Genomic DNA, 18,475 nt, shown 5'->3' with positions numbered 1-18,475 from the left:
GTCACCGCGGAAGTCGGGCACCTCCTGCCGGGAGACGATCTTCACGGAGCTCTCGCGGCGCGGTCTCCTCCCGTGGGAGGAGACGGCTCACGACAGGGGCACGGTGCCGGCCGGTCCGGCCAGCCCGACGCTGTGGGCGAGCACGACGAGGGCCACGCGATCACGCGCGTCGAGCTTGAGCAGCAGGTTGCCGACGTGCGTCTTGACGGTGGTCTGCGCGATGAACAGGTCGTCGGCGATCTCGGCGTTGGTGCGCCCCTGCGCGATGAGGCGCAGTACCTCCACCTCGCGGGCGGTGAGGTGGTCGACGAGCGGACTCGGCCCGGCTGCTCCGTCCTCCTCGTCACCGGTGGGTTCGACGAGGGCCGCCGGGTTGCGCACCGCGGCCAGCAGCGCCGGAGCCGCCTGGCTCGCGATGACGGCCTCGCCCCGATGCACGGCACGGATGGCGTCGATGACCTCGGTGGGTTCGGCGTCCTTGAGGAGGAACCCGCGCGCCCCGGCGCCCACCGCCGCGAGGACGAGCTCGTCGACGTTGAACGTGGTGAGCACGAGGACTCGAGGAGCCTTCTCGCGCGCCAGGATCCGCCGCGTCGCCTCGACCCCGTCGAGGCGCGGCATCCGGATGTCCATGAGCACGACGTCGACGGCGTGGGCCAGGGTGCGCTCGACGGCTTCGACGCCGTCGGCGGCGGTCGCGACGACCGTCATGTCCGGCTGGTTGCCGATGAGCGCGGAGAACGCCGACACCAGCAGCGGCTGGTCGTCGACGACCACGACCTTGATCGGTTCGCCCGTCATCTCACTCCCCTTCAGTCGGGTTCCTCGTCGGGATGCGCGCGTGGACCGCGAAGCCCGCACCCTCGGGGCCGGCGGTGATGTCCCCACCGGTCAGGGTGACCCGCTCCCGCAGGCCGAGCAGACCGTACCCGAGCGAGTCACCCTGCCCACGGCCCTCGTTGGTCACCGACACGAGGCAGGCGCCGTCGCGTTCGGTGACGGACAGGTTCGCCACCGGCCGGACCCCGCCGTGCTTGATGACGTTGCTCAGCGCCTCCTGGACGACGCGGACGACCGCCAACCGCGCCGGGGCGGACCAGGATTCCTGCCACCGGCGCAGCGTCTCCTCCTCGGGCAGCGCGGTCTCGAGCCGGACTCCCGCCGCGGTGGTCTCCGTCGCGAGGGCGGGCAGTCGCAGCAGGTCGCCGGAGACCTCGTGGTCGGTGACCTGGTCGCGGAGCACGCTGACCAGAGAACGGAGTTCGCCGAGCGCACTCTTGCTGGCGTCGCGCACCCCCGTGAGTGATTCGCGCATCTGGGCCTCACCGCCGACGGCCAGAGCGGTGCTCGCCTGCACGTTCACCACGGCCAGGCTGTGCGCCACGATGTCGTGGATCTCGCGGGCGATGCGGGCGCGTTCGTCGGTCTGTGCGGTGAGGACCCGGCGGGCCGCCTCGCGTTCGTGCTCGTCCCGTTCTCGCTCGAGTTGCTCGCGGTAGGCCACCTCGGTGCGACGCCGACCGCTCGCCCACAGGTAGGTGCCGACCATGCCGAGGATCATCACCGCGACCAGCGCGGTCGTGGGTCCCCCGGCGAGCCGGTTGACCGGGCTGACGAACGCCCCGGCGACGCCGAGCAGCAGTCCGGTCACCCCCAGGCGGGTGGATCGTGCCGGGCGACCTTGTAGAGGGCCGCCGGCGCGCAGAGGATGACCGGGCTGACGCCGTGATTGACGGGCGCGAACCACACGAGCAGGGCCATCGCCGCGAGGAGCACATAGGTGGCGACGAAGGACCCCCGGCGTCGGGTGGTCCGCAGCGCCAGCGTGGCCGCCAGGCCCAGGTGGAGGAGGACGTAGAGCACGCCGTCCCAGGTGAGGCCGCGCTCCGCCTCATTCAGCCCGAGCAGCGCCGTCAGCGCCAGGGCGAGCCCGGACAGGATCAGGTCTGGAAGCGGTGGTCGTGGCACGCCTCGATCGTAGAAAGTCACCCTGGCCTCGGCCTCCTCCTGTGGGAGGAGCCTGCCCTCAGCCGTCGCCGTGTCGCGAGACCGCCACGTGTTGCTGCGCGAGGCGGCGGAGCGCGACGAGCAGCGCGTCCACGAGCACGGTGCCGAGCACAACCTGGCGCACGGCCGCGTGGGGATCGGGCGGCACCGACTCCACGTCGATCTGCGCGATGCGTTCGGCGGCGTCGGCGTACACGCCGAGCTTGCCCTCGTCGAAGCCCACGAGCGAGGCCTCGCACGCGTCCCACGCCCGATCGAGCGCGTCGAGCACGGGGTCGTGCAGGTCGACCTGCCAGCCGCGCCGCGTCACCCAGTCCCGGGCGCGGGAGGTCGGCGGCTCGTCGGCGGTGGCGGGGTCGTACTCGACGAATTCCGCTCCGAGCAGAGCCCGCTGGGCCGACCCGAGCACGCCGAGTCGCTCGACGTCCGGTCCGTCGATGGAGGAGAGCACGCGGTCGACGGTGGCGAGGTCGAGCCCGCCGACCTCGGTGAGCGCACGGATGAGGCGGACCCGCTCGACGTGGGTGTCGTCGTAGCGGGCCTGGTTGGGCGAGGTGGCCCGCCCGGGTGGGACCAGTCCTTCACGCAGGTAGTACTTCAGCGTCGCGACCGGCAGACCGGTCCGCTCGGACAGTCCGGAGATCCTCATTCCACATCACCTCTTGACATGGAGAGTAACACTCGCCATAAATAGAGAGTCGCACTCGCCGTTCTTGGAGGTTCCCATGTCCGCAGCAGCCACGACCCACGCCCACGACGGCCCGGTCGTCGTCTTCACGATCGGAATGACGATCCGCAAGCCCCACCGGCCCGACCTGTGGATGCCCGCCTTCGTCGCGATGCCGAAGATGCTGCGCGAACTCCACGCCAACAAGGAGGCGGCCCGCCGCGGCGAGGCTCCCGACCTGGGTTTTCTCGGCGCCGAGACCCTCATCGGCGGCAAGGGCCCGTTCGTGGTCCAGTACTGGCGCAGCATCGAGCACCTCTACGCCTACGCCCAGCGCACGGACCTCGAACACCTCCCGGCCTGGCGCGCCTTCAACCGCGCGAGCCGCGCCAACCCCGGGGCGGTCGGCATCTGGCACGAGACGTTCGCCGTGCCGGCGGACGGCATCGAGACGTTCTACAACGAGGGCGCCACGATCGGGCTCGGCGCCGCCACAGGCACCGTCCCCGTCGGGCGCCGTGGGCGCAGCGCCCGTGAGCGGCTCGGCTCGACGCTGACGGCCTGAGCGAGTCCGTCGCGGGGCATCGGGGAGAATCGCCCCTGTGCAGTGCGACTACTTCGACGCCGGCGTGTGCCGCTCGTGCACCCGCATGGGTGAGCCCTACGACGCGCAACTGGCCGACAAGGATCGGCGGGTCCGCGAGATCGTCGGCGACCGGCCGGCCCTGGCCTGGTCGGCGCCCTTCGGCTCGCCCGAGTCACACTTTCGCGCCAAGGCCAAGATGGTCGTCGGCGGCACCCCGAACGCCCCGACCCTCGGCATCCTCGACGCCGACGGCCACGGCGTCGACCTGCGCGCCTGCGGCCTCCTCGGCCCGGCGACGACGGCGAGCATGCCCGTCCTCGCGCGGTTCATCACCGACACCGGCCTGCGCCCCTATGACGTTCCCGCCCGCACCGGCGAACTCAAGAACATCCACGTGCTGGAGTCGGCGGGGGGTGAGCTGATGGTGCGCTTCGTGCTGCGCTCGGAGGGGCAGGTCGGACGCCTCCGACGCTCGCTGCCGGCGCTGTTCGACGCGCTGCCGGGCCTGCGCGTGGTCTCGGTCAACCTCCTCCCACGGCACGTCGCGCTGCCCGAGGGTGAGGAGGAGATCCTCCTCACCGAGGAGACGACGCTGCCCATGACCATCGGCGACGTGACCCTGCATCCCATGCCGGGCGCGTTCGTCCAGACGAACTCGGTCGTCGCCTCCGGCCTGTACCGCCAGGCGGCGGAGTGGATCGACGAATGCGACCCTCGCTCCGTCCTCGACCTCTACTGCGGGGTGGGCGGATTCGCACTCCACGCGGCACGCACCGGTCGTGCCGTGCACGGCGTGGAGGTCAGCACGGAGGCGGTCGCGAGCGCCCGGCGATCCGCGGCGGAGATGGGGCTCGACGCCCGGTTCGAGGTCGGCGACGCCACCGCGTGGGCCGCATCGCTGCCGACGCCACCGGATCTCGTCGTCGTCAACCCACCCCGCCGGGGCATCCGGGCCCGCCTCGCCTCCTGGCTGGAGGACTCGGGCGTGGGCGCGGTCGTGTACTCGAGTTGCAACCCGGTCACCCTGGCCGCCGATCTCGACCGGATGCCGTCGCTGCGGCCCGTGCGGGCCCGGCTGTTCGACATGTTCCCCCAGAGCGATCACGCCGAGGTGCTCGTCCTCCTGCGCCGCGACGCGCACTGAGAACCCGGCGAACCCGGGCGAACGCGCCGGGACCGATCGGGCCGCGTCGGATCGGGGGCGACCCGAGCGTCCGGTCTCCCTGTCTGCCACGGTGTGGACGAGGCATGATCGAACCACCACCGATGAAAGGCACGAGCATGTCGCTGCTGCACCTCGCCTTCTCCCGCGACTGGAATCCGGCAGCTCCCGCGTATCTCATGTCCACCCGCGGCCTCACCATCGCCGAGGTCGGATTCCTGCACGCCAGCACCGACGAGGACCAGCTGCGCCGGGTGGCCCGCCGGTTCTACCGCGACGTCACCGACCCGATGCTCGTGCTCGTGATCTCCGAGGCCGTGCTGACCCGGTTCGGCCTCGAGGTGCGTTACGAGCCGGCCGATCCCGCCACCTCCGACGTCGACACCGAGCTCTTCCCGCACATCTACGGCGGCGATCTCCCCACCGCCGCCGTCGTCGACGCTCGCCCGTTCACCGCGCCGAGGTAGCTCCGGAGCGGACGACCCGGTCTCAGCCCTTCTGAGGCGGCTCGCGGTGGGATAGCCTCCCGGCCACGACCCGTCGTCGCCCGAAGGAGCCGGTATGAGCACACCCGTCCCCCAGCGTGATCGGAGGACCCCTCGGCTGGGCATGGCGATCTACGCCGTCGTGTGCGTCGTCGTCGTCGGGTTGGCGGTGCTCGTCTCGGCGCGCGCGGCCCACAGCGGTGAGGACCTGCGCGCCAACCTCACGCTCATCGCCCCGGCGGGCGCGGGCGGCGGCTGGGACACGTTCGCGCGTGAACAGCAGGCCGCGATGCGCACCGAGAACGTCGTCAACAACGCCCAGGTCGTCAACATCCCCGGCGCCGGCGGCACGATCGGACTCAGCAAGTTCGTCACGATGACGGGAGAGGCCACCAACCTCATGGTCACGGGCACGGTGATGATCGGCGCCATCGAGACCAACGACTCCCCCAACACGCTCAAGGACGTGCGCCCGATCGCCCGCATCAGCGAGGAGTACGACGTCATCGTCGTCCCGGCGGACTCGCCCCATCAGAGCATCGACGACCTCGTCGCCGCCTGGAAGCAGGACCCGAAGGGCATGGTGTTCACCGGTGGTTCGGCCGGCGGGCTCGACCACCTGATCGTCGCGGACCTCGCGCTCAAGGCGGGCATCGACGCCGAGCAGATCACCTACATCCCCAAGTCCGGAGGCGGGGAGGCCGTGCAGGTGTTGTCCTCCGGCGCGGCGGACGCGGCGGTGTCGGGCTACAACGAGTTCGCCGACCAGATCGACGCCGGCCGCATGCGGGGGCTGGCCATCGTCGCTCCCGAACGGGCCGACGGCATCGAGCTGCCCACCCTCGTCGAGCAGGGCTACGACGTGGCCATGACCAACTGGCGCGGATTCGTCGCGCCGCCCGGTATCAGCGACGAGCAGTTCTCCGAGCTGCAACAGATCATCACCGAGACCGCGCAGACCCAGGAGTGGAAGGACGCCATGGCGCGCAACAAGTGGACCGACGTCCTCCTCACCGGCCCTGAACTCGACACGTTCATCGAGGAGGACACCGCGCAGATCACGGCGCTCGTCAAGGAGTTGGGCCTGTGAACGCGACCGATCCCGGGCGGGAGCCGAACGGCACGGAGGTGTCCCGCGTCGACGTCGTCGACGAGGATGCCGACGCTGCCGGTGAGCCGCGCGGCGGGTCGTTCTGGGGTGGCCGTTCCGGGCTGGTGCTGCCGCTGATCCTCGCCGCCTTCAGCAGCTATCTCCTCTTCGGCGTGCTGACGACGGACGTCCCCGAGGGCACCGACTTTCCCGGTCCCCGCTTCTTCCCGACGATCCTCGTGGTCCTCGGCTACGTCTTCTCGCTGCTGCTCGTGCTGCAGTACGTGCGCTCCCCGAGCACGTCACGGACGACCGCGGGCGGTACCGCACGTTCTCCGACTGGTCGGCCGTGGCGTGGTGCATCGGTGGATTCGCGCTGTTCGCCGCCACCCTCGAACTGCTCGGCTGGATCCTCGCCGCCGCGCTCCTGTTCTGGTTCGTGGCCCGCGGGATCGGGTCGCGGCGGCCGCTGTTCGACATCTCGGCGGCGCTGCTGCTGTCCTCCGTCATCTACCTGACGTTCTCGGTCGGCCTGGGTCTGCGCCTCCCCTCCGGCGTGCTGGGGGTGATCTGAGGTGTCGATCGATCTGTTGATGCAGGGATTCGCCGGCGCGCTGACCCCCATGAACCTCATGTGGGTCGTGCTCGGGTGCCTCCTGGGCACGGCGGTGGGTGTCATGCCCGGACTCGGGTCGTCGATGGCCGTGGCGCTGCTGCTGCCGATGACGTTCGCGCTCGACCCCACGGCGGCGTTCATCATGTTCGCCGGCGTCTACTTCGGTGGCCTCTTCGGCGACTCCACCATGGCCATCCTCATGAACACCCCCGGCCAGGCCTCGGCGATCGCGTCGACCTTCGAGGGCCATCGCATGGCCAAGGACGGCAGAGCCACCCAGGCCCTGGCCACGGCGGCGATCGGCGCGTTCATCGGCGGTATGACGGCGTCGGTGGTCGTGGTGTTCCTCGCCCCCAGCTCGCGGAGTGGGCGGCCGCCTTCGGCCCCGCCGAGTACTTCGCGCTCGCGTTGTTCGCGTTCGTCGCGACCTCCTCGATCGTCGGCGACTCCGTGGTCAAGGGCATCGCCGCGCTCATCCTCGGGCTCGGCATCGCCACCATCGGCATCGACCCGACCACGGGTGTCGAGCGGGCCACCCTCGGCGTGCAGGAACTGTTCGACGGGATCTCGCTCGTCACGGTGACGGTCGCGATCCTCGCGTTGGGGGAGGTCTTCTACGTCGCCTCCCGCATCCGACGCGACCCCACCGTGCGGGCCATGAAGACGACGGGCCGGCCGTGGCTGTCCCCGGCCGAGTTCAAGGAGGCCGCACCCGCGTGGGCCCGCGGGACGGCGATCGGTCTGCCGTTCGGCGTCATCCCCGTCGGCGGGTCGGAGGTGCCGACGTTCATGGCCTACTCCCTCGAGCGGCGTCTCGACCGTCGGCGCAAGGAGCCCCGGTTCGGCCGCGGCGCCATCCGTGGCCTGGCCGCCCCGGAGGCCGCCGGCAACGCCACGACCGGCACCGCGATGGGCGCCCTGCTCGCCCTGGGCCTGCCCGTGTCGGCGACGGCGGCGATCATGCTCGCCGCGTTCCGGCAGTACGGACTCCAGCCCGGGCCGCTGCTGTTCGACCGTGCACCCGACCTCGTGTGGTCGCTGCTGGCGAGCTTCTTCGTCGCGATGATCGTGCTGTTGATCATCAACCTGCCGTTCGCGCAGTTGTGGGCCAAGCTGCTGCTCATCCCCGCCCCGTACCTCTACGGCGGCATCGCGGTGTTCTGCGGCCTCGGCGTGTACGCGCTGTCGAACTCGACGTTCGACCTGCTCATGTTGCTGTTCATCGCCCTCATCGGTTTCGCGATGCGCCGCCACGACATGCCGCTCGCGCCGCTGATGATCGGCATGGTCCTCGGGCCGCTCGCGGAGACCTCGCTTCGCGACGCGTTGTTGTCGTCGGCGGGCGACTACGGGGTACTCGTCGCGAGCCCCATCACCTGGCTGCTCTACGGCGTCCTGCTCATCGTCGTCCTGTTCACCCTGCGCGCCCGCGTGCGGCAACGCACCAGCCAGGACATCTGAACGCGCAGGCGTCGACCTCAGAGACGTCCAGCCCGCAGCCGGCCACGCCGGCCCGCGAACCACGGCGCGCTACCACCGCGCCCGCAAGAACCCCCGACCGGCAGCCCAACGACATTCTCGCGGCCTACATGACGCCCTCAAGCATGGGGTGCGGCATGAGACTCGGGTTCGACACCCACACCCGCCTCATCGAGACGATCGTCCTCGTCTTCGTGAGCGGCAATGAGCTGGTCATCCACGCCATGCCTGCGCGTAGGCAGTACTCGACCTCCTCCCCTGACGGGGCCGATCGCAACGCACTCATCTGCCGTGCTGGGTGCTCGCGACCAGGATTGACCCCCGCACTGCCAAGCGCCACAATTGTGGTCATGAGCATCGAGTCCTTGCGTGAGGTCCGCGATCACTTCAGCGACGTGGTCGACCGAGTGCAGCACCAGCACGAGCGAGTGACCGTGACCCGCAACGGCAAGGCAGCCGCCGTCATCCTCAGCCCCGAGGACCTCGCCGAGCTCGAAGAGACCTTGGCGGTGCTCAGCGATCCCGCCGCGCTGGCCGACATCCGCGAGGCCGACGTGGCTTACCAGGAAGGCAACGTCATCCGGGGAGCCGACGCGGTCCGCGCTCTCCTCCCGTGACGGAGCCCTTCGAGCTGGTCCTCACCCCACCGGCATCGCGAGCCATCCAGAATGGTCTGCCAGAGGCCGTGGCCGCAGCAGTGGTCGAGCTCCTCACCGGAGCACTGATCGACAACCCACGACGAGTCGGAAAACCTCTCAGAGGCGAACTCGCGGATATCCACTCTGCGCGGCGCGGCACCTATCGGATTCTGTACCGGATCAACGAACAGGACCGCGAGGTCGTCGTCCTCCGCATCGAACACCGCCGCGATGCCTACGGACGTCACTGAGACCCGCAGACCCGCACTGTCATGCCGCCGGCGTCGTCGCTCAGAGGTGTTCGTGCGCTCACGGTGTTCGTGCCAGGCGAGCCGGTCCAGTCCAGTGGAGTCGTCGTGCGTCACAGTCATCGCCTTCCCCTCATCTCGCGGCGCAGGACTTCGGTCTCGGCACGAGTGGCGTGGACGCTCTCGAGGGTGCCGGCGAGGCGCCGCCTGGTCTCCACGACGTCCAGCACGTCCTCGGCGGCGAGGGCGGTGACCACGTCGAGGGGGCGGCGGGTGAAGTGCTCGTTGAACCGGCTCACCGTGACCGTCTCCAGCATCCGCTGACCTGCCCGGACCAGGACGGACGTCGAGACGACGTGGTCGAGCAGCAGCAGCGCACCGCCCGGACGCAGGACGCGCACCATCTCCGACAGCGCGCCCTCGACGCCGTCGATCGAGCACAGACCGAGCGTGCAGAGCACCGTGTCGGCCGAGGCGTCGTCCAGCGGCAGTCGGCCGGCGTCGGCTTGCCTCGTCTCCGCGGGGATGCGCAACGCCGATGCGCGGGAGGCGAACTCGGTGAGCATCGCGGGACTGAAGTCGACACCGGTCACCCGCGTCCCGGGCGGGAAGTGGTCGAGATTCGCGCCCGTCCCGCAGGCGACGTCGACGACATGCCCACGAGCCCGCTCACCCACCCAGGCGCGATGCGGCGCGAAGAGGCGACGCTCGAGGAGCGACGTCTTGCGGTCGTACGTCGCGGCCTCGGAGTCCCAGAACTCCGCGAGCCGCCCGGAGTCCACCATGGCTCACCCCTGTCGACATGGGTGAGCCTGCCACCTCCCCTCCGGACGCGCGCGGTGGCGGATCGAGACGCGGTCGCCCGCGCCGGCGAGGACGCACGCGGACCTCTCCCCTCATGGACGGAGGGCTCGACGACTCAGCCGCGGGTCGACATGCCTGCCGACCAGGTGCGATACCCGCCGTCGAGGTTGCGGACGCGACGACCGGAGGCAGTCAAGATGCGGCCGGCGACATGGCCACGGATGCCGACCGCGCAGTGCACGACGAGGTCACCGGCGGGTACCTCATCGGCCCGAACTCGCAGCTCGTCGACGGGGATGTTGACCGCCCCCGGGATGGCCCCGGCCGCGAACTCCGCCGGCGTGCGCACATCGATCACCGTCTCGCCCGCGGCCTGCGCGTCGGCGACCTCGTGCCACTGGATGCTGTCCTCCAGACCGGTGGCACGGTTCTCGGCGACGAACCCGAGCATGTTCACGGGGTCCTTGGCGGAGCCGAACTGCGGGGCGTAGGCCAGTTCGAGCTCGGCGAGGTCGCTCGCCCGCAATCCGGCTCGCATGGCGGTGGCGATGACGTCGATGCGCTTGTCGGCGCCGTCGCGCCCCACGGCCTGGGCGCCGAGGATGGCGTCGGTCTGGGGGTCGATGAGGAGCTTGAGCGAGATCGACTCCGCGCCAGGGTAGTAGCCGGCGTGCGAGGCCGCGTGGGTGTGGATGAAGCGGTGGGCGCGGCCTGCCGCGACGAGGCGCTTCTCGTTCCAACCCACTGCCGCGACCTGGTGGCCGAGCACCCCGACGATCGCCGTTCCGAGCACCGGGCGATCCTCGACCGCGCGTCCGGCGATGGTGTCGGCGATGCGACGCCCCTGCAGGTTCGCGGTGTTCGCCAGCGGGACGAGGACCCCCTCGCCGTCGAGCGCGTCCCTCTTGACGACGGCGTCGCCGGCCGCGTAGATGTGCGGATCGCTGGTGCGGTAGTGCTCGTCGACGACGATGCCGCCGCGGGGCGCCACCTCCAGACCCGCGTCCACGGCGAGCGCCGACTCCGGCCGGACGCCGACGGCCGCGACGACGAGGTCTGCCGGAATCCGTTCTCCCGTGGCGAGTTCGACGTGATCCTCACCGATGGCGGTGACGCTGGAGGACAGACGCAGATCCACCCCCGCCTCACGCAGGGCGTCGTGGACACCGGCGATCATCTCGGGGTCCATGGGCGCCATGAGTTGCGGCATCGCCTCGACCACCGTGACCGCGAGGCCACGGTGCAGGAGGTTCTCGGTCATCTCGACGCCGATGAATCCCCCACCGATGACGACGGCGGACCTCGCGCCGTCGACGGCGGCGACCAGCGCGTCGGTGTCCTCGACGTTGCGCAGCACGAGAGCGCGCTCGATGCCGGGGATCGGCGGCCTCACGGGCGCGGCGCCGGGAGTGAGCACGAGCGAGTCGTACGGAAGGTCCTCCTCCCGCCCCGAGTCGAGATCGCGCACCCGGACGGTTCGGGCGTCGCGGGCGATGGCGACGGCCTCGGTGCGCACGCGGACGTCGATGTCGAACCGCGCCCGCAGGGAGTCGGGGGTCTGCAGCAGGAGAGCCGAGCGCTCCTCGATGACCCCGCCCACGTGGTAGGGAAGACCGCAGTTGGCGAACGAGACGTTGCCGCTCTTCTCGACCACGGTGATGGTGGCGGTCTCATCCAACCGGCGGAGTCTGGCTGCGGTCGACATTCCGGCGGCGACGCCACCGACGATCACGATGTTCATGTGGACATACATACCCCTGGGGGTATATGGTCGTCAAGTTGTCGACCCCCGTCATCAGAAGGAGCTTCACCATGTGCCGAGCAGTGCCTTGCACGGTCTGTGGCCGGACGACCTGGGCCGGATGTGGCCTGCACATCGACTCGGTCCGCCAGAACGTCCCCGCCGACCAGTGGTGCGAGGGCCACCCGCGAGCGGCGGCGGGCCAGAAGTCCGGCTTCCTCAGCAGGCTCCTGGGTCGATAGCCGCACCCGCCCCACATCTCGCCGCCGACCACCTCGAACCGGAGGTGGGAGTGGGGGCGCCGTTCCGCGCCTCGCGGCGTCGCGTCTCGCGCTTCACGTCCCGCGTGCCGGCGTCTCGCGCTTCGTTCTTCCGAATCGTGATGCGCGCGTTCGCCTGACTCGCTGAGGGCCCGACGCGCGGGCGATCGGCCCGCGTCGTGACAGGGTGTGGCCATGAACGGCGCTCTCGGCATGCCTGCGGCATGAACGACTACGTCCGCGCCCCCGACGGCGCCCTGCTGGCCGTCCGCCAGGCCGGGCCGAAGACCGCGCCCCCGTTGTTGCTGCTGCAGGGTCAGGCCAATTCGATGCGGTGGTGGGAGGAGCTCCGCACCGGCTTCGAGCAGGCCTACCGCACCGTCACCATCGACTACCGCGGCACGGGCAACACCTGCGCCGACGTCGGCGACTGGACGACGCTGACCTTCGCCGAGGACGCCGCGCTCGTCATGGCCGAATTCGGGTTCGAGAGCTACCGCGTCTACGGGACGTCGATGGGAGGCCGGGTCGCGCAACACCTCGCCGCCCGGCACGCCTCACGGGTGGAGCGGTTGATCCTCGCGTGCACCTCCCCCGGCGGCCCGTTGGCCCGCGAGCGCAGCCGTGAGGTGCGCCGCATCCTCGCCTCCCCGGAGGACGGGAACCGCATCCAGCGGGTGCTGCGCTTCTTCTACACCGACGACTGGCCGGGCCGGCCCTCCGACAGCCTGCTGCTCGGCGACCCGACGATGACGCCCGCCGCCTCCCTCGCCCACCTGCGCGCCAGCACCGGCCACGACGCCTGGACGGCGCTGCCCGACATCACCGCACCCACCCTCGTCCTGCACGGCACCGACGACCCGATGGTGCCCCCCGAGAACGCAGAGATCATCGCCTCGGCCATCCTCGACGCCCGACTCATCCACCACCACGGCGGCCGTCACGGCTTCTTCGACGAGTTCGCCGACGACCTGCGACCGACGCTGCTCGACTTCCTTCGCTGAGCCACCCGCCGACCTACGCCGACCCCCACGACCTGACCGGCGAGCTCCGCCGACAGTGATGAGGGGTGCGCTCCCAGGTCGCTGCACGGCACGCGCCGACCGATACCCCTGGGGGTACATGTACGATCGGGGCTCGGCCTGCGCCGAGACCGCACATCACCGCACGCCCCGACTCACTGGGTGCGGTGCCGGCATCGTCGACGTCCGGTAGCTCGTCGTCACCAGGAGGTACTCACCATGCGACTCGACCCGTCCGACCTGGACTCGGCCCTCAAGCGGCTGCGCCGCGCCCACGGTCAACTGGGTGCCGTGATCCGCATGATCGAGGAGGGCCGCGACTGCAAGGACGTCATCACCCAGCTCTCCGCCTGCAGCAGCGCCCTCGATCGCGCAGGGTTCTCGATCATCACCACCGGCCTGCAGCAGTGCATGACCGAGGACAACCCCGACCGCGAGGCCGATCTCGCCGCGATGGAGAAGCTCTTCCTCTCCCTCGCCTGAGCGCGCGCCTCACCCCTCGAGCAGCGACGCCGCGTTCGCCTGCACCTCACCGAGCACCGGCCACATCGCGTCTCCGAGTTCGACCTGCGTGAGGAACACCGAGATCGTGCCGTCGGGGTCGATGTAGAAGTCGGTCCCCTGGCCACCCGACCAGGCGTAGCGCCCCTCGTGCTCACCACCGGTGGCGACCGATCCGCCGTAGCCCCACCCGATGCCGTCCCAGAAGCCGGGAAAGAAGCTGTCCGGCGTCTTGACCGACTCCGGCACCTGATCCCGCGTCATCTCGCGCACCAGGTCGGGGTCGAGGAAGGGGTCACCCTCATGCCTGCCGCCGTCGGCGAGCATGCGGCACAGCCGGTGATAGTCGGCGGCGGTCGAGACCAGTTCTCCGTGCGCCGTGTCGAACGGAGGCTCGCCCACGTAGAACCCGCCGCCGAGCGGCTCGGCCTCCTCGAGGCCCGACTCGCCGTGGCGGTAGGCGGCCGGGAGCCGGTGGGCCTGATCCTCGGGGACGAACAGCGAGGTGTCCGGCATGCCGAGTGGATCGAACACGACTCGACGCAGGTACTCCTCCACCGGGATTCCGGCGAACCGCTGCAGGAGCACGCCGAGGATGCCGAAGCCGTGGTGGTACCGGAACCCGTCCCCCGGTTGATGAGCCAGGGGCAGTGTGGCGAGCGCGACCAGCCAGTCGTCGGCGCACGAGTCGACCGGATCCGCCCCCGCCTCGACGCCGGCGTCGCGGTAGGCCGCCGCCAACGGCGACCCACCGGGTTGCATGCCGTAGCCCGACCCGTTGGTCAGCAGGTCGCGGACCGTGATGCCATCGATGTGGCGATCGAGAGTGGGGGTGAGGGTGTCGGGCATCGGTGCTCCTCTGTCGTGACGCCGTGGGTGCCGACCGTAGCCGCCGCCACCGACAACGCATCCGGAACGCAGAACACCGCTGGTCACGCCACAGATACGGCGAGCGGCGACGACGACCCGATCCGACGCCGGCGGGCCGCGGCGACGGGCATCCGCGTCCCCATGGCACCGTGGGAGTCATGTCGATCGGTGAGGTGCTGACCCCGGTGCGCGAGCGATACGCGCACTGGCTGGGCTTGGACGCAGTCGAGGTCGAACGGGACGGCCGCGAGGACCCCGAGGAGGTCCGCGCGCTGCAACTCATCCTGCGCCTGGAACGCGACGGATCCCCCGACCGGGCGACGGCACTGGCCCTGGCCGCCACCGGGTGCGCGTTGCTCTGCCTCGACGAGCGCAGCGCTCCTGGCGGGCCCTGGCATGCGGAGGTCGACGCGTACTGCCGAGGCCACATCCGCAAGGTCACCCGCCGCGCCCGCGGAGCCCGATGGGAGGCGAGCGCCGACCTGCCCGGACTGTCGTTCGAGCAGGGCGACACGCAGATCCGCGTCCTCGTTCCAGGGCGAGTCGGCGACCTCGACAAGCGGGTGTCGGTGATGCAGGTGGGCGGCACGGAGATCCCGCCCGTCGACCCCGACGACGACACCCCCGCCCCGGCAGCCGACCCGGCCACCACGCCGCACGAGGGCCCTCACCTGCGCTGCGTCGTCCCGGCCTCGCTCGAGATGACGGCGGGCAAGCTCATGGCCCAGACCGGACACGCGGGCATGATCGCCGCCGCGTTGGCCGCCGAGACCGACCCCGACCTGCTGCGCCGGTGGTTCGAGGCCGACTGCCCCGCCGTGGCCGAGGTCGCGGACGAGCGGTGCTGGAGGGATCTCCTCGCGAGCCTGCAGGACCCGGCGGTGGCCTGGACCGAGCATCGGCGCCTGGCCGTCCGCGACGCGGGGTACACCGAGGTCGACCCCGGCACGATCACCGTCGTCGCCACCCTCGAGAAGGGCTGAGCGGCGCCGCGGCAGCGAGTCCCTCGCCCAGGAACTCCCCGAGCGGTGAAACCACCGGGATCAGCGCATGCGGCCCTCGTGGATCATCGTGATCGCCTCGGCGGCCCGCCGCAGCCGCGTCTCGGCCTTCTTGGCCTCGCCCACCCACGTCGCGAAGGACTTGCGGTGGGTGTAGGCGAGCGCCTCGAACCCCCGGCCGGCGTCGGCGTCCCGGCTCAGGGCGTCGGCGAGTTCGGTGGGGATCTCGACCTCTCGCGGCGTCTCGTCGCGCGCCACCACGGCGTCGACCTGCTGCCCGATCTCGACCCCGAGCTCGGCACGTGCGGCCTTGCTGAGGCCGATGCAGTTGACGCCGCCCATCACGGCGAGACGCAGGGCCGTCGTGCGCCCGTCGATGCTCACGCGCACCGCCGCCCGCTTGCCGCCGCCGAGCTCGCGCACCTGGTCGTCGGTGAGGATGATCGCGCACGCAGGACCGAACGGCTCCAACGTGGTTCGCAGTGACAACTCGGTCATCGGTGGGCTCTCCTCGGGTCGGGGCCGTGATCCGCGTGGCCCGGTGTCGCGATCCGCGCTCGATCATCGCCGATGCTCACGACCGGCGCACGCGTACTCTGTGCCGGTGTCCGACCGAACCGGCGACGTCCCCCGCGACCAGGAGCGCTCGCTGTGGCCGTTGTACGCCGGCGGATTCCTCGGCCCGTTCGGTGGGGCGATCCTCAACACGATGCTGCCGGAGCTCGCCGGTGGGCTGGACACGACTGTCACGGCGGCGGGTTCGGCGGTGAGCGCCTACCTGTTCCCGTTCGCCGCCCTCATGCCGCTGGCGGGGTTGCTCGCCGCCCGGTGGGGTGCGGAGCGCACGGTGCGGCGCGCGTACGTCGTCTACGCGGCGGCCGCGCTCGTGTGCGTCGTGGCTCCGGTGTTCGGAGTGTTCTTCGCCGGACGCGTGCTGCAGGGCATGGCCAACGCCTTCACGACGCCGCTGCTCATCACGATGATCGCCGACCGCGTGCCGGCCTCGCGGATCGGCCGCAGTCTCGGGACGTACGCGAGCATGCAGGCCGCGGGGATGGCTTTCGCGCCCTTCGTCGGTGGGCTGGCGGCCGCCGTCGACTACCGGCTCGCCTTCGTCGTCGTCGCCGTGGCGGCCGGAGCTCTCGCGATCGTCACCCCCCGCGCACCCGCCCACACCCGGACCGACGCCGCCCGCCCGCCGTGGCGGCCCCTGCTCAACCGCGGGCTCGGGCAGGCGTGCCTGGTCGGGTTCACCGTGCAGTTCGCCTCCACCGTCATCATGTTGGTGGCCGCGCTCGAGGCCAGCGACCGATTCGGCCTGTCCCCCGCGGCCCGCGGGCTGGTCGTCGCCACGTTCGGTGTCGCCGGGCTCGCCTCCGGGCGGCTGGTGGGCGCCCTCGCCGATCGCCTCGGGATGCGCCGGATGGGCTTCGGTGCGACCGCCACCCTCGCGCTCGCCGTCGGCGCCGCCGCCTGGCCGCCCGTGGTCGCCGCCCTCGTCGCGTGCGTCGTCGCCGCCGGGATCGCCGGCACCGGGGCCCGGGTCATGACCAACACGCTCGCGCTGCGCAGCACCCCCGCCAACCGCAACACCGCCACCGCCCTCGCGCTGTCCGCCCAGTTCCTCGGATCCGCTTTCGCGCCGGCCTTGTTGCCGATCTACCAGCAGTCGGTGGTCGCGGCCTGCGTCATCGCCGCGGTCGTCGCCGGCATCGGCGCCCTCGTCGTCCTCGTCCGCACGTGACCGGAGCGGTGCGCGGGGCGCTCGGAGGCGCCCGGTAGGCTCCGACGGTCGAAAGGGGCGAGATGGAGATCGGGTTCGACCGCGAGAAGTACCTGCAGATGCAGGCGGAGCACATCGACGCCCGGCGCAAGCAGTTCGGCGGCAAGCTCTATCTGGAGTTCGGCGGCAAGCTCTTCGACGACCTGCACGCCTCCCGCGTCCTGCCGGGTTTCGCGCCCGACGACAAGCTGGTCATGTTGCGCCGGCTCGCCGACGAGGTCGAGATGGTCATCGTCATCAGCGCCCAGGACCTCGCCGACAACAAGATGCGCGGCGACCTCGGCATCGGCTACGACGCCGACGTCCTACGCCTCATCGACGAGTTCCGTAGCCGTGGACTGTTCGTCGGCAGCGTGGTCATCTCGCACGTCACCGACGACAACAAGGCCGCACGCGCCTTCAAGCGCAAGCTCGAGCGGCAGGGCGTCAAGGTCTACCGGCACTTTCCGATCAAGGGCTACCCCAACGACGTCGCGCACATCGTCAGCCCCGAGGGGTACGGCCGCAACGAGTACATCGAGACCTCCCGCGACCTCGTCGTCGTCACCGCGCCCGGCCCGGGCAGCGGCAAGATGGCCACCTGCCTGTCGCAGCTCTACCACGACCATCAGCGCGGGATCTCCTCCGGTTACGCCAAGTTCGAGACCTTCCCCATCTGGAACCTGCCGCTGGACCACCCCGTCAACGTCGCCTACGAGGCCGCCACGGTCGACCTCGACGACGTCAACCTCATCGACCCGTTCCACCTGCGCACCTACGGCGAGAGCTGCGTCAACTACAACCGCGACGTCGAGGTCTTTCCCGTCCTCAACCTGCTGTTCGAGCAGATCATGGAGACCTCGCCGTACGCCTCCCCCACCGACATGGGCGTCAACATGGTGGGGCACTGCATCAGCGACGACGACGCGTGCGTGGCGGCGAGCCGGCAGGAGATCCTCCGCCGCTACTACAAGGCCCTGGCGCACGAACGGCGCGAGGAGATCGAGCCCGAGCAGTCGGAGAAGATCGCCCTGCTCATGGGCCGGATGGGCATCCAGGCCACCGACCGCCCCGTCGTCGAGCCCGCGCTCAAGGTCGCCAAGCGCACCAAGGGGCCGGCCGCCGCCATCGAACTGCCCGACGGCCGCATCATCACCGGCAAGACCACCTCGCTGCTGGGCTGCTGCTCGGCGATCCTGCTCGACGCGCTCAAGGCCCTCGCCGGGATCGACGACGGCGTCAAGCTGCTGGCGCGCGAGACCGTCGTGCCGATCCAGGAGGTCAAGACCCGCCACCTCGGGGGCCGCAACCCGCGCCTGCACACCGACGAGGTGCTCATCGCCCTGGCCGTCGGCGCCCAGCACGACGACAACGCACGTCGCGCGCTCGCCGAACTCCCCAAGCTGCGCGGGTGCGACGTGCACTCGACCGTCATCCTCGGGCCCGTCGACGAGGGGATCTTCCGCAACCTCGGTGTGCAGGTCACGAGCGAACCCGCCTACCAGACCAAGAAGCTGTACCGAAAGTCCTGAGCGC

The 18,475-nt window shown here is 70.8% G+C and carries 21 protein-coding genes and 1 pseudogene; 14 read left to right on the top strand and 8 right to left on the bottom strand.

Annotated features, from left to right (window positions below; translation table 11 throughout):
- Nucleotides 1-87 precede the first annotated feature (87 nt).
- From QQK49_RS00180 to QQK49_RS00165, 4 genes are read right to left on the bottom strand one after another with little or no spacing between them, the layout of a single operon-like run.
- On the bottom strand, nt 88-801 hold the full coding sequence (locus tag QQK49_RS00180) for a response regulator (protein WP_284302062.1): 714 nt from the start codon (nt 799-801) through the stop codon (nt 88-90).
- A 1-nt stretch (nt 802) separates the two neighbouring features.
- Nucleotides 803-1,651, bottom strand: a complete 849-nt coding sequence (locus QQK49_RS00175; RefSeq protein WP_284302059.1) for a sensor histidine kinase — start codon at nt 1,649-1,651, stop codon at nt 803-805.
- On the bottom strand, nt 1,648-1,968 hold the full coding sequence (locus QQK49_RS00170; protein ID WP_284302056.1) for a hypothetical protein: 321 nt from the start codon (nt 1,966-1,968) through the stop codon (nt 1,648-1,650). The genes QQK49_RS00175 and QQK49_RS00170 overlap by 4 nt, the downstream gene beginning before the upstream one ends.
- A 58-nt stretch (nt 1,969-2,026) precedes the next feature.
- Entirely contained in the window at nt 2,027-2,656 is a 630-nt protein-coding gene (locus QQK49_RS00165) for a MerR family transcriptional regulator (RefSeq protein ID WP_284302053.1), read from the bottom strand.
- A 76-nt stretch (nt 2,657-2,732) separates the two neighbouring features.
- On the opposite strand from QQK49_RS00165, the gene QQK49_RS00160 reads away from it, so the two are divergent.
- The 8 genes and pseudogenes from QQK49_RS00160 to QQK49_RS00120 all read left to right on the top strand — a co-directional run bounded on the left by QQK49_RS00160 (nt 2,733) and on the right by QQK49_RS00120 (nt 8,981).
- Entirely contained in the window at nt 2,733-3,239 is a 507-nt protein-coding gene (locus QQK49_RS00160; protein WP_284302050.1) for a DUF4188 domain-containing protein, read from the top strand.
- A gap of 37 nt (nt 3,240-3,276) precedes the next feature.
- Complete coding sequence (locus QQK49_RS00155) at nt 3,277-4,404, top strand: methyltransferase domain-containing protein (RefSeq protein ID WP_284302047.1); 1,128 nt, start codon at nt 3,277-3,279, stop codon at nt 4,402-4,404.
- A 122-nt stretch (nt 4,405-4,526) separates the two neighbouring features.
- Nucleotides 4,527-4,889, top strand: coding sequence for a DUF952 domain-containing protein (locus QQK49_RS00150; RefSeq protein WP_284302044.1), 363 nt, complete (start codon nt 4,527-4,529; stop codon nt 4,887-4,889).
- 94 nt (nt 4,890-4,983) lie between these two features.
- On the top strand, nt 4,984-5,997 hold the full coding sequence (locus QQK49_RS00145; RefSeq protein WP_284302040.1) for a tripartite tricarboxylate transporter substrate binding protein: 1,014 nt from the start codon (nt 4,984-4,986) through the stop codon (nt 5,995-5,997).
- Nucleotides 5,998-6,346: 349 nt separating this feature from the next.
- Nucleotides 6,347-6,571, top strand: a complete 225-nt coding sequence (locus tag QQK49_RS23075; protein WP_284302038.1) for a tripartite tricarboxylate transporter TctB family protein — start codon at nt 6,347-6,349, stop codon at nt 6,569-6,571.
- Nucleotides 6,572-6,590: 19 nt separating this feature from the next.
- Nucleotides 6,591-8,074 (top strand): annotated as a pseudogene (locus tag QQK49_RS00135) (tripartite tricarboxylate transporter permease).
- Between the two features lie 155 nt (nt 8,075-8,229).
- On the top strand, nt 8,230-8,709 hold the full coding sequence (locus tag QQK49_RS00125; RefSeq protein ID WP_431310500.1) for a type II toxin-antitoxin system Phd/YefM family antitoxin: 480 nt from the start codon (nt 8,230-8,232) through the stop codon (nt 8,707-8,709).
- The gene (locus QQK49_RS00120) at nt 8,706-8,981 is read left to right on the top strand and encodes a type II toxin-antitoxin system RelE family toxin (RefSeq protein WP_284302036.1); all 276 of its coding nucleotides are present in this window, start codon (nt 8,706-8,708) and stop codon (nt 8,979-8,981) included. The genes QQK49_RS00125 and QQK49_RS00120 overlap by 4 nt, the downstream gene beginning before the upstream one ends.
- A 116-nt stretch (nt 8,982-9,097) precedes the next feature.
- Here QQK49_RS00120 and QQK49_RS00115 read toward each other — a convergent pair whose 3' ends face one another.
- Together QQK49_RS00115 and QQK49_RS00110 are read right to left on the bottom strand one after the other, a co-directional pair.
- The gene (locus QQK49_RS00115) at nt 9,098-9,763 is read right to left on the bottom strand and encodes a class I SAM-dependent methyltransferase (protein ID WP_284302034.1); all 666 of its coding nucleotides are present in this window, start codon (nt 9,761-9,763) and stop codon (nt 9,098-9,100) included.
- A gap of 134 nt (nt 9,764-9,897) precedes the next feature.
- Complete coding sequence (locus QQK49_RS00110; protein ID WP_284302031.1) at nt 9,898-11,523, bottom strand: FAD-dependent oxidoreductase; 1,626 nt, start codon at nt 11,521-11,523, stop codon at nt 9,898-9,900.
- 26 nt (nt 11,524-11,549) lie between these two features.
- Here QQK49_RS00110 and QQK49_RS23540 point away from each other — a divergent pair, with 26 nt between their 5' ends.
- The 3 genes from QQK49_RS23540 (at nt 11,550) to QQK49_RS00100 (ending at nt 13,288) form a co-directional block, all read left to right on the top strand.
- On the top strand, nt 11,550-11,765 hold the full coding sequence (locus QQK49_RS23540; protein WP_488803204.1) for a hypothetical protein: 216 nt from the start codon (nt 11,550-11,552) through the stop codon (nt 11,763-11,765).
- A gap of 242 nt (nt 11,766-12,007) precedes the next feature.
- Nucleotides 12,008-12,787: an alpha/beta fold hydrolase gene (locus QQK49_RS00105; RefSeq protein ID WP_284302029.1), complete on the top strand. Its 780-nt coding sequence runs from the start codon at nt 12,008-12,010 to the stop codon at nt 12,785-12,787.
- Between the two features lie 237 nt (nt 12,788-13,024).
- Nucleotides 13,025-13,288 carry a metal-sensitive transcriptional regulator gene (locus QQK49_RS00100; protein WP_284302025.1) on the top strand — a complete coding sequence of 88 codons (264 nt, stop codon included), beginning with the start codon at nt 13,025-13,027 and terminating at the stop codon, nt 13,286-13,288.
- 9 nt (nt 13,289-13,297) lie between these two features.
- Here the strand turns inward: QQK49_RS00100 and QQK49_RS00095 are convergent, their stop codons facing one another.
- Nucleotides 13,298-14,155, bottom strand: coding sequence for a serine hydrolase domain-containing protein (locus tag QQK49_RS00095; protein ID WP_284302024.1), 858 nt, complete (start codon nt 14,153-14,155; stop codon nt 13,298-13,300).
- Nucleotides 14,156-14,334: 179 nt separating this feature from the next.
- Here QQK49_RS00095 and QQK49_RS00090 point away from each other — a divergent pair, with 179 nt between their 5' ends.
- The gene (locus QQK49_RS00090; protein ID WP_284302021.1) at nt 14,335-15,159 is read left to right on the top strand and encodes a peptidyl-tRNA hydrolase; all 825 of its coding nucleotides are present in this window, start codon (nt 14,335-14,337) and stop codon (nt 15,157-15,159) included.
- A 60-nt stretch (nt 15,160-15,219) separates the two neighbouring features.
- Here the strand turns inward: QQK49_RS00090 and QQK49_RS00085 are convergent, their stop codons facing one another.
- Nucleotides 15,220-15,675: a YdeI/OmpD-associated family protein gene (locus QQK49_RS00085; protein WP_284302020.1), complete on the bottom strand. Its 456-nt coding sequence runs from the start codon at nt 15,673-15,675 to the stop codon at nt 15,220-15,222.
- Nucleotides 15,676-15,781: 106 nt separating this feature from the next.
- Here QQK49_RS00085 and QQK49_RS00080 point away from each other — a divergent pair, with 106 nt between their 5' ends.
- On the top strand, nt 15,782-16,921 hold the full coding sequence (locus tag QQK49_RS00080; protein WP_284302019.1) for an MFS transporter: 1,140 nt from the start codon (nt 15,782-15,784) through the stop codon (nt 16,919-16,921).
- A gap of 62 nt (nt 16,922-16,983) precedes the next feature.
- Complete coding sequence (locus QQK49_RS00075; protein ID WP_284302018.1) at nt 16,984-18,471, top strand: DUF1846 domain-containing protein; 1,488 nt, start codon at nt 16,984-16,986, stop codon at nt 18,469-18,471.
- Nucleotides 18,472-18,475 lie beyond the last annotated feature (4 nt).

Source organism: Mobilicoccus caccae (genome assembly GCF_030161635.1).
GTDB classification, from domain to species: Bacteria; Actinomycetota; Actinomycetes; order Actinomycetales; family Dermatophilaceae; genus Mobilicoccus; species Mobilicoccus caccae.
Note: the sequence above shows the minus strand (reverse complement) of the source record. Positions and strands in the feature narration are given on the sequence as shown.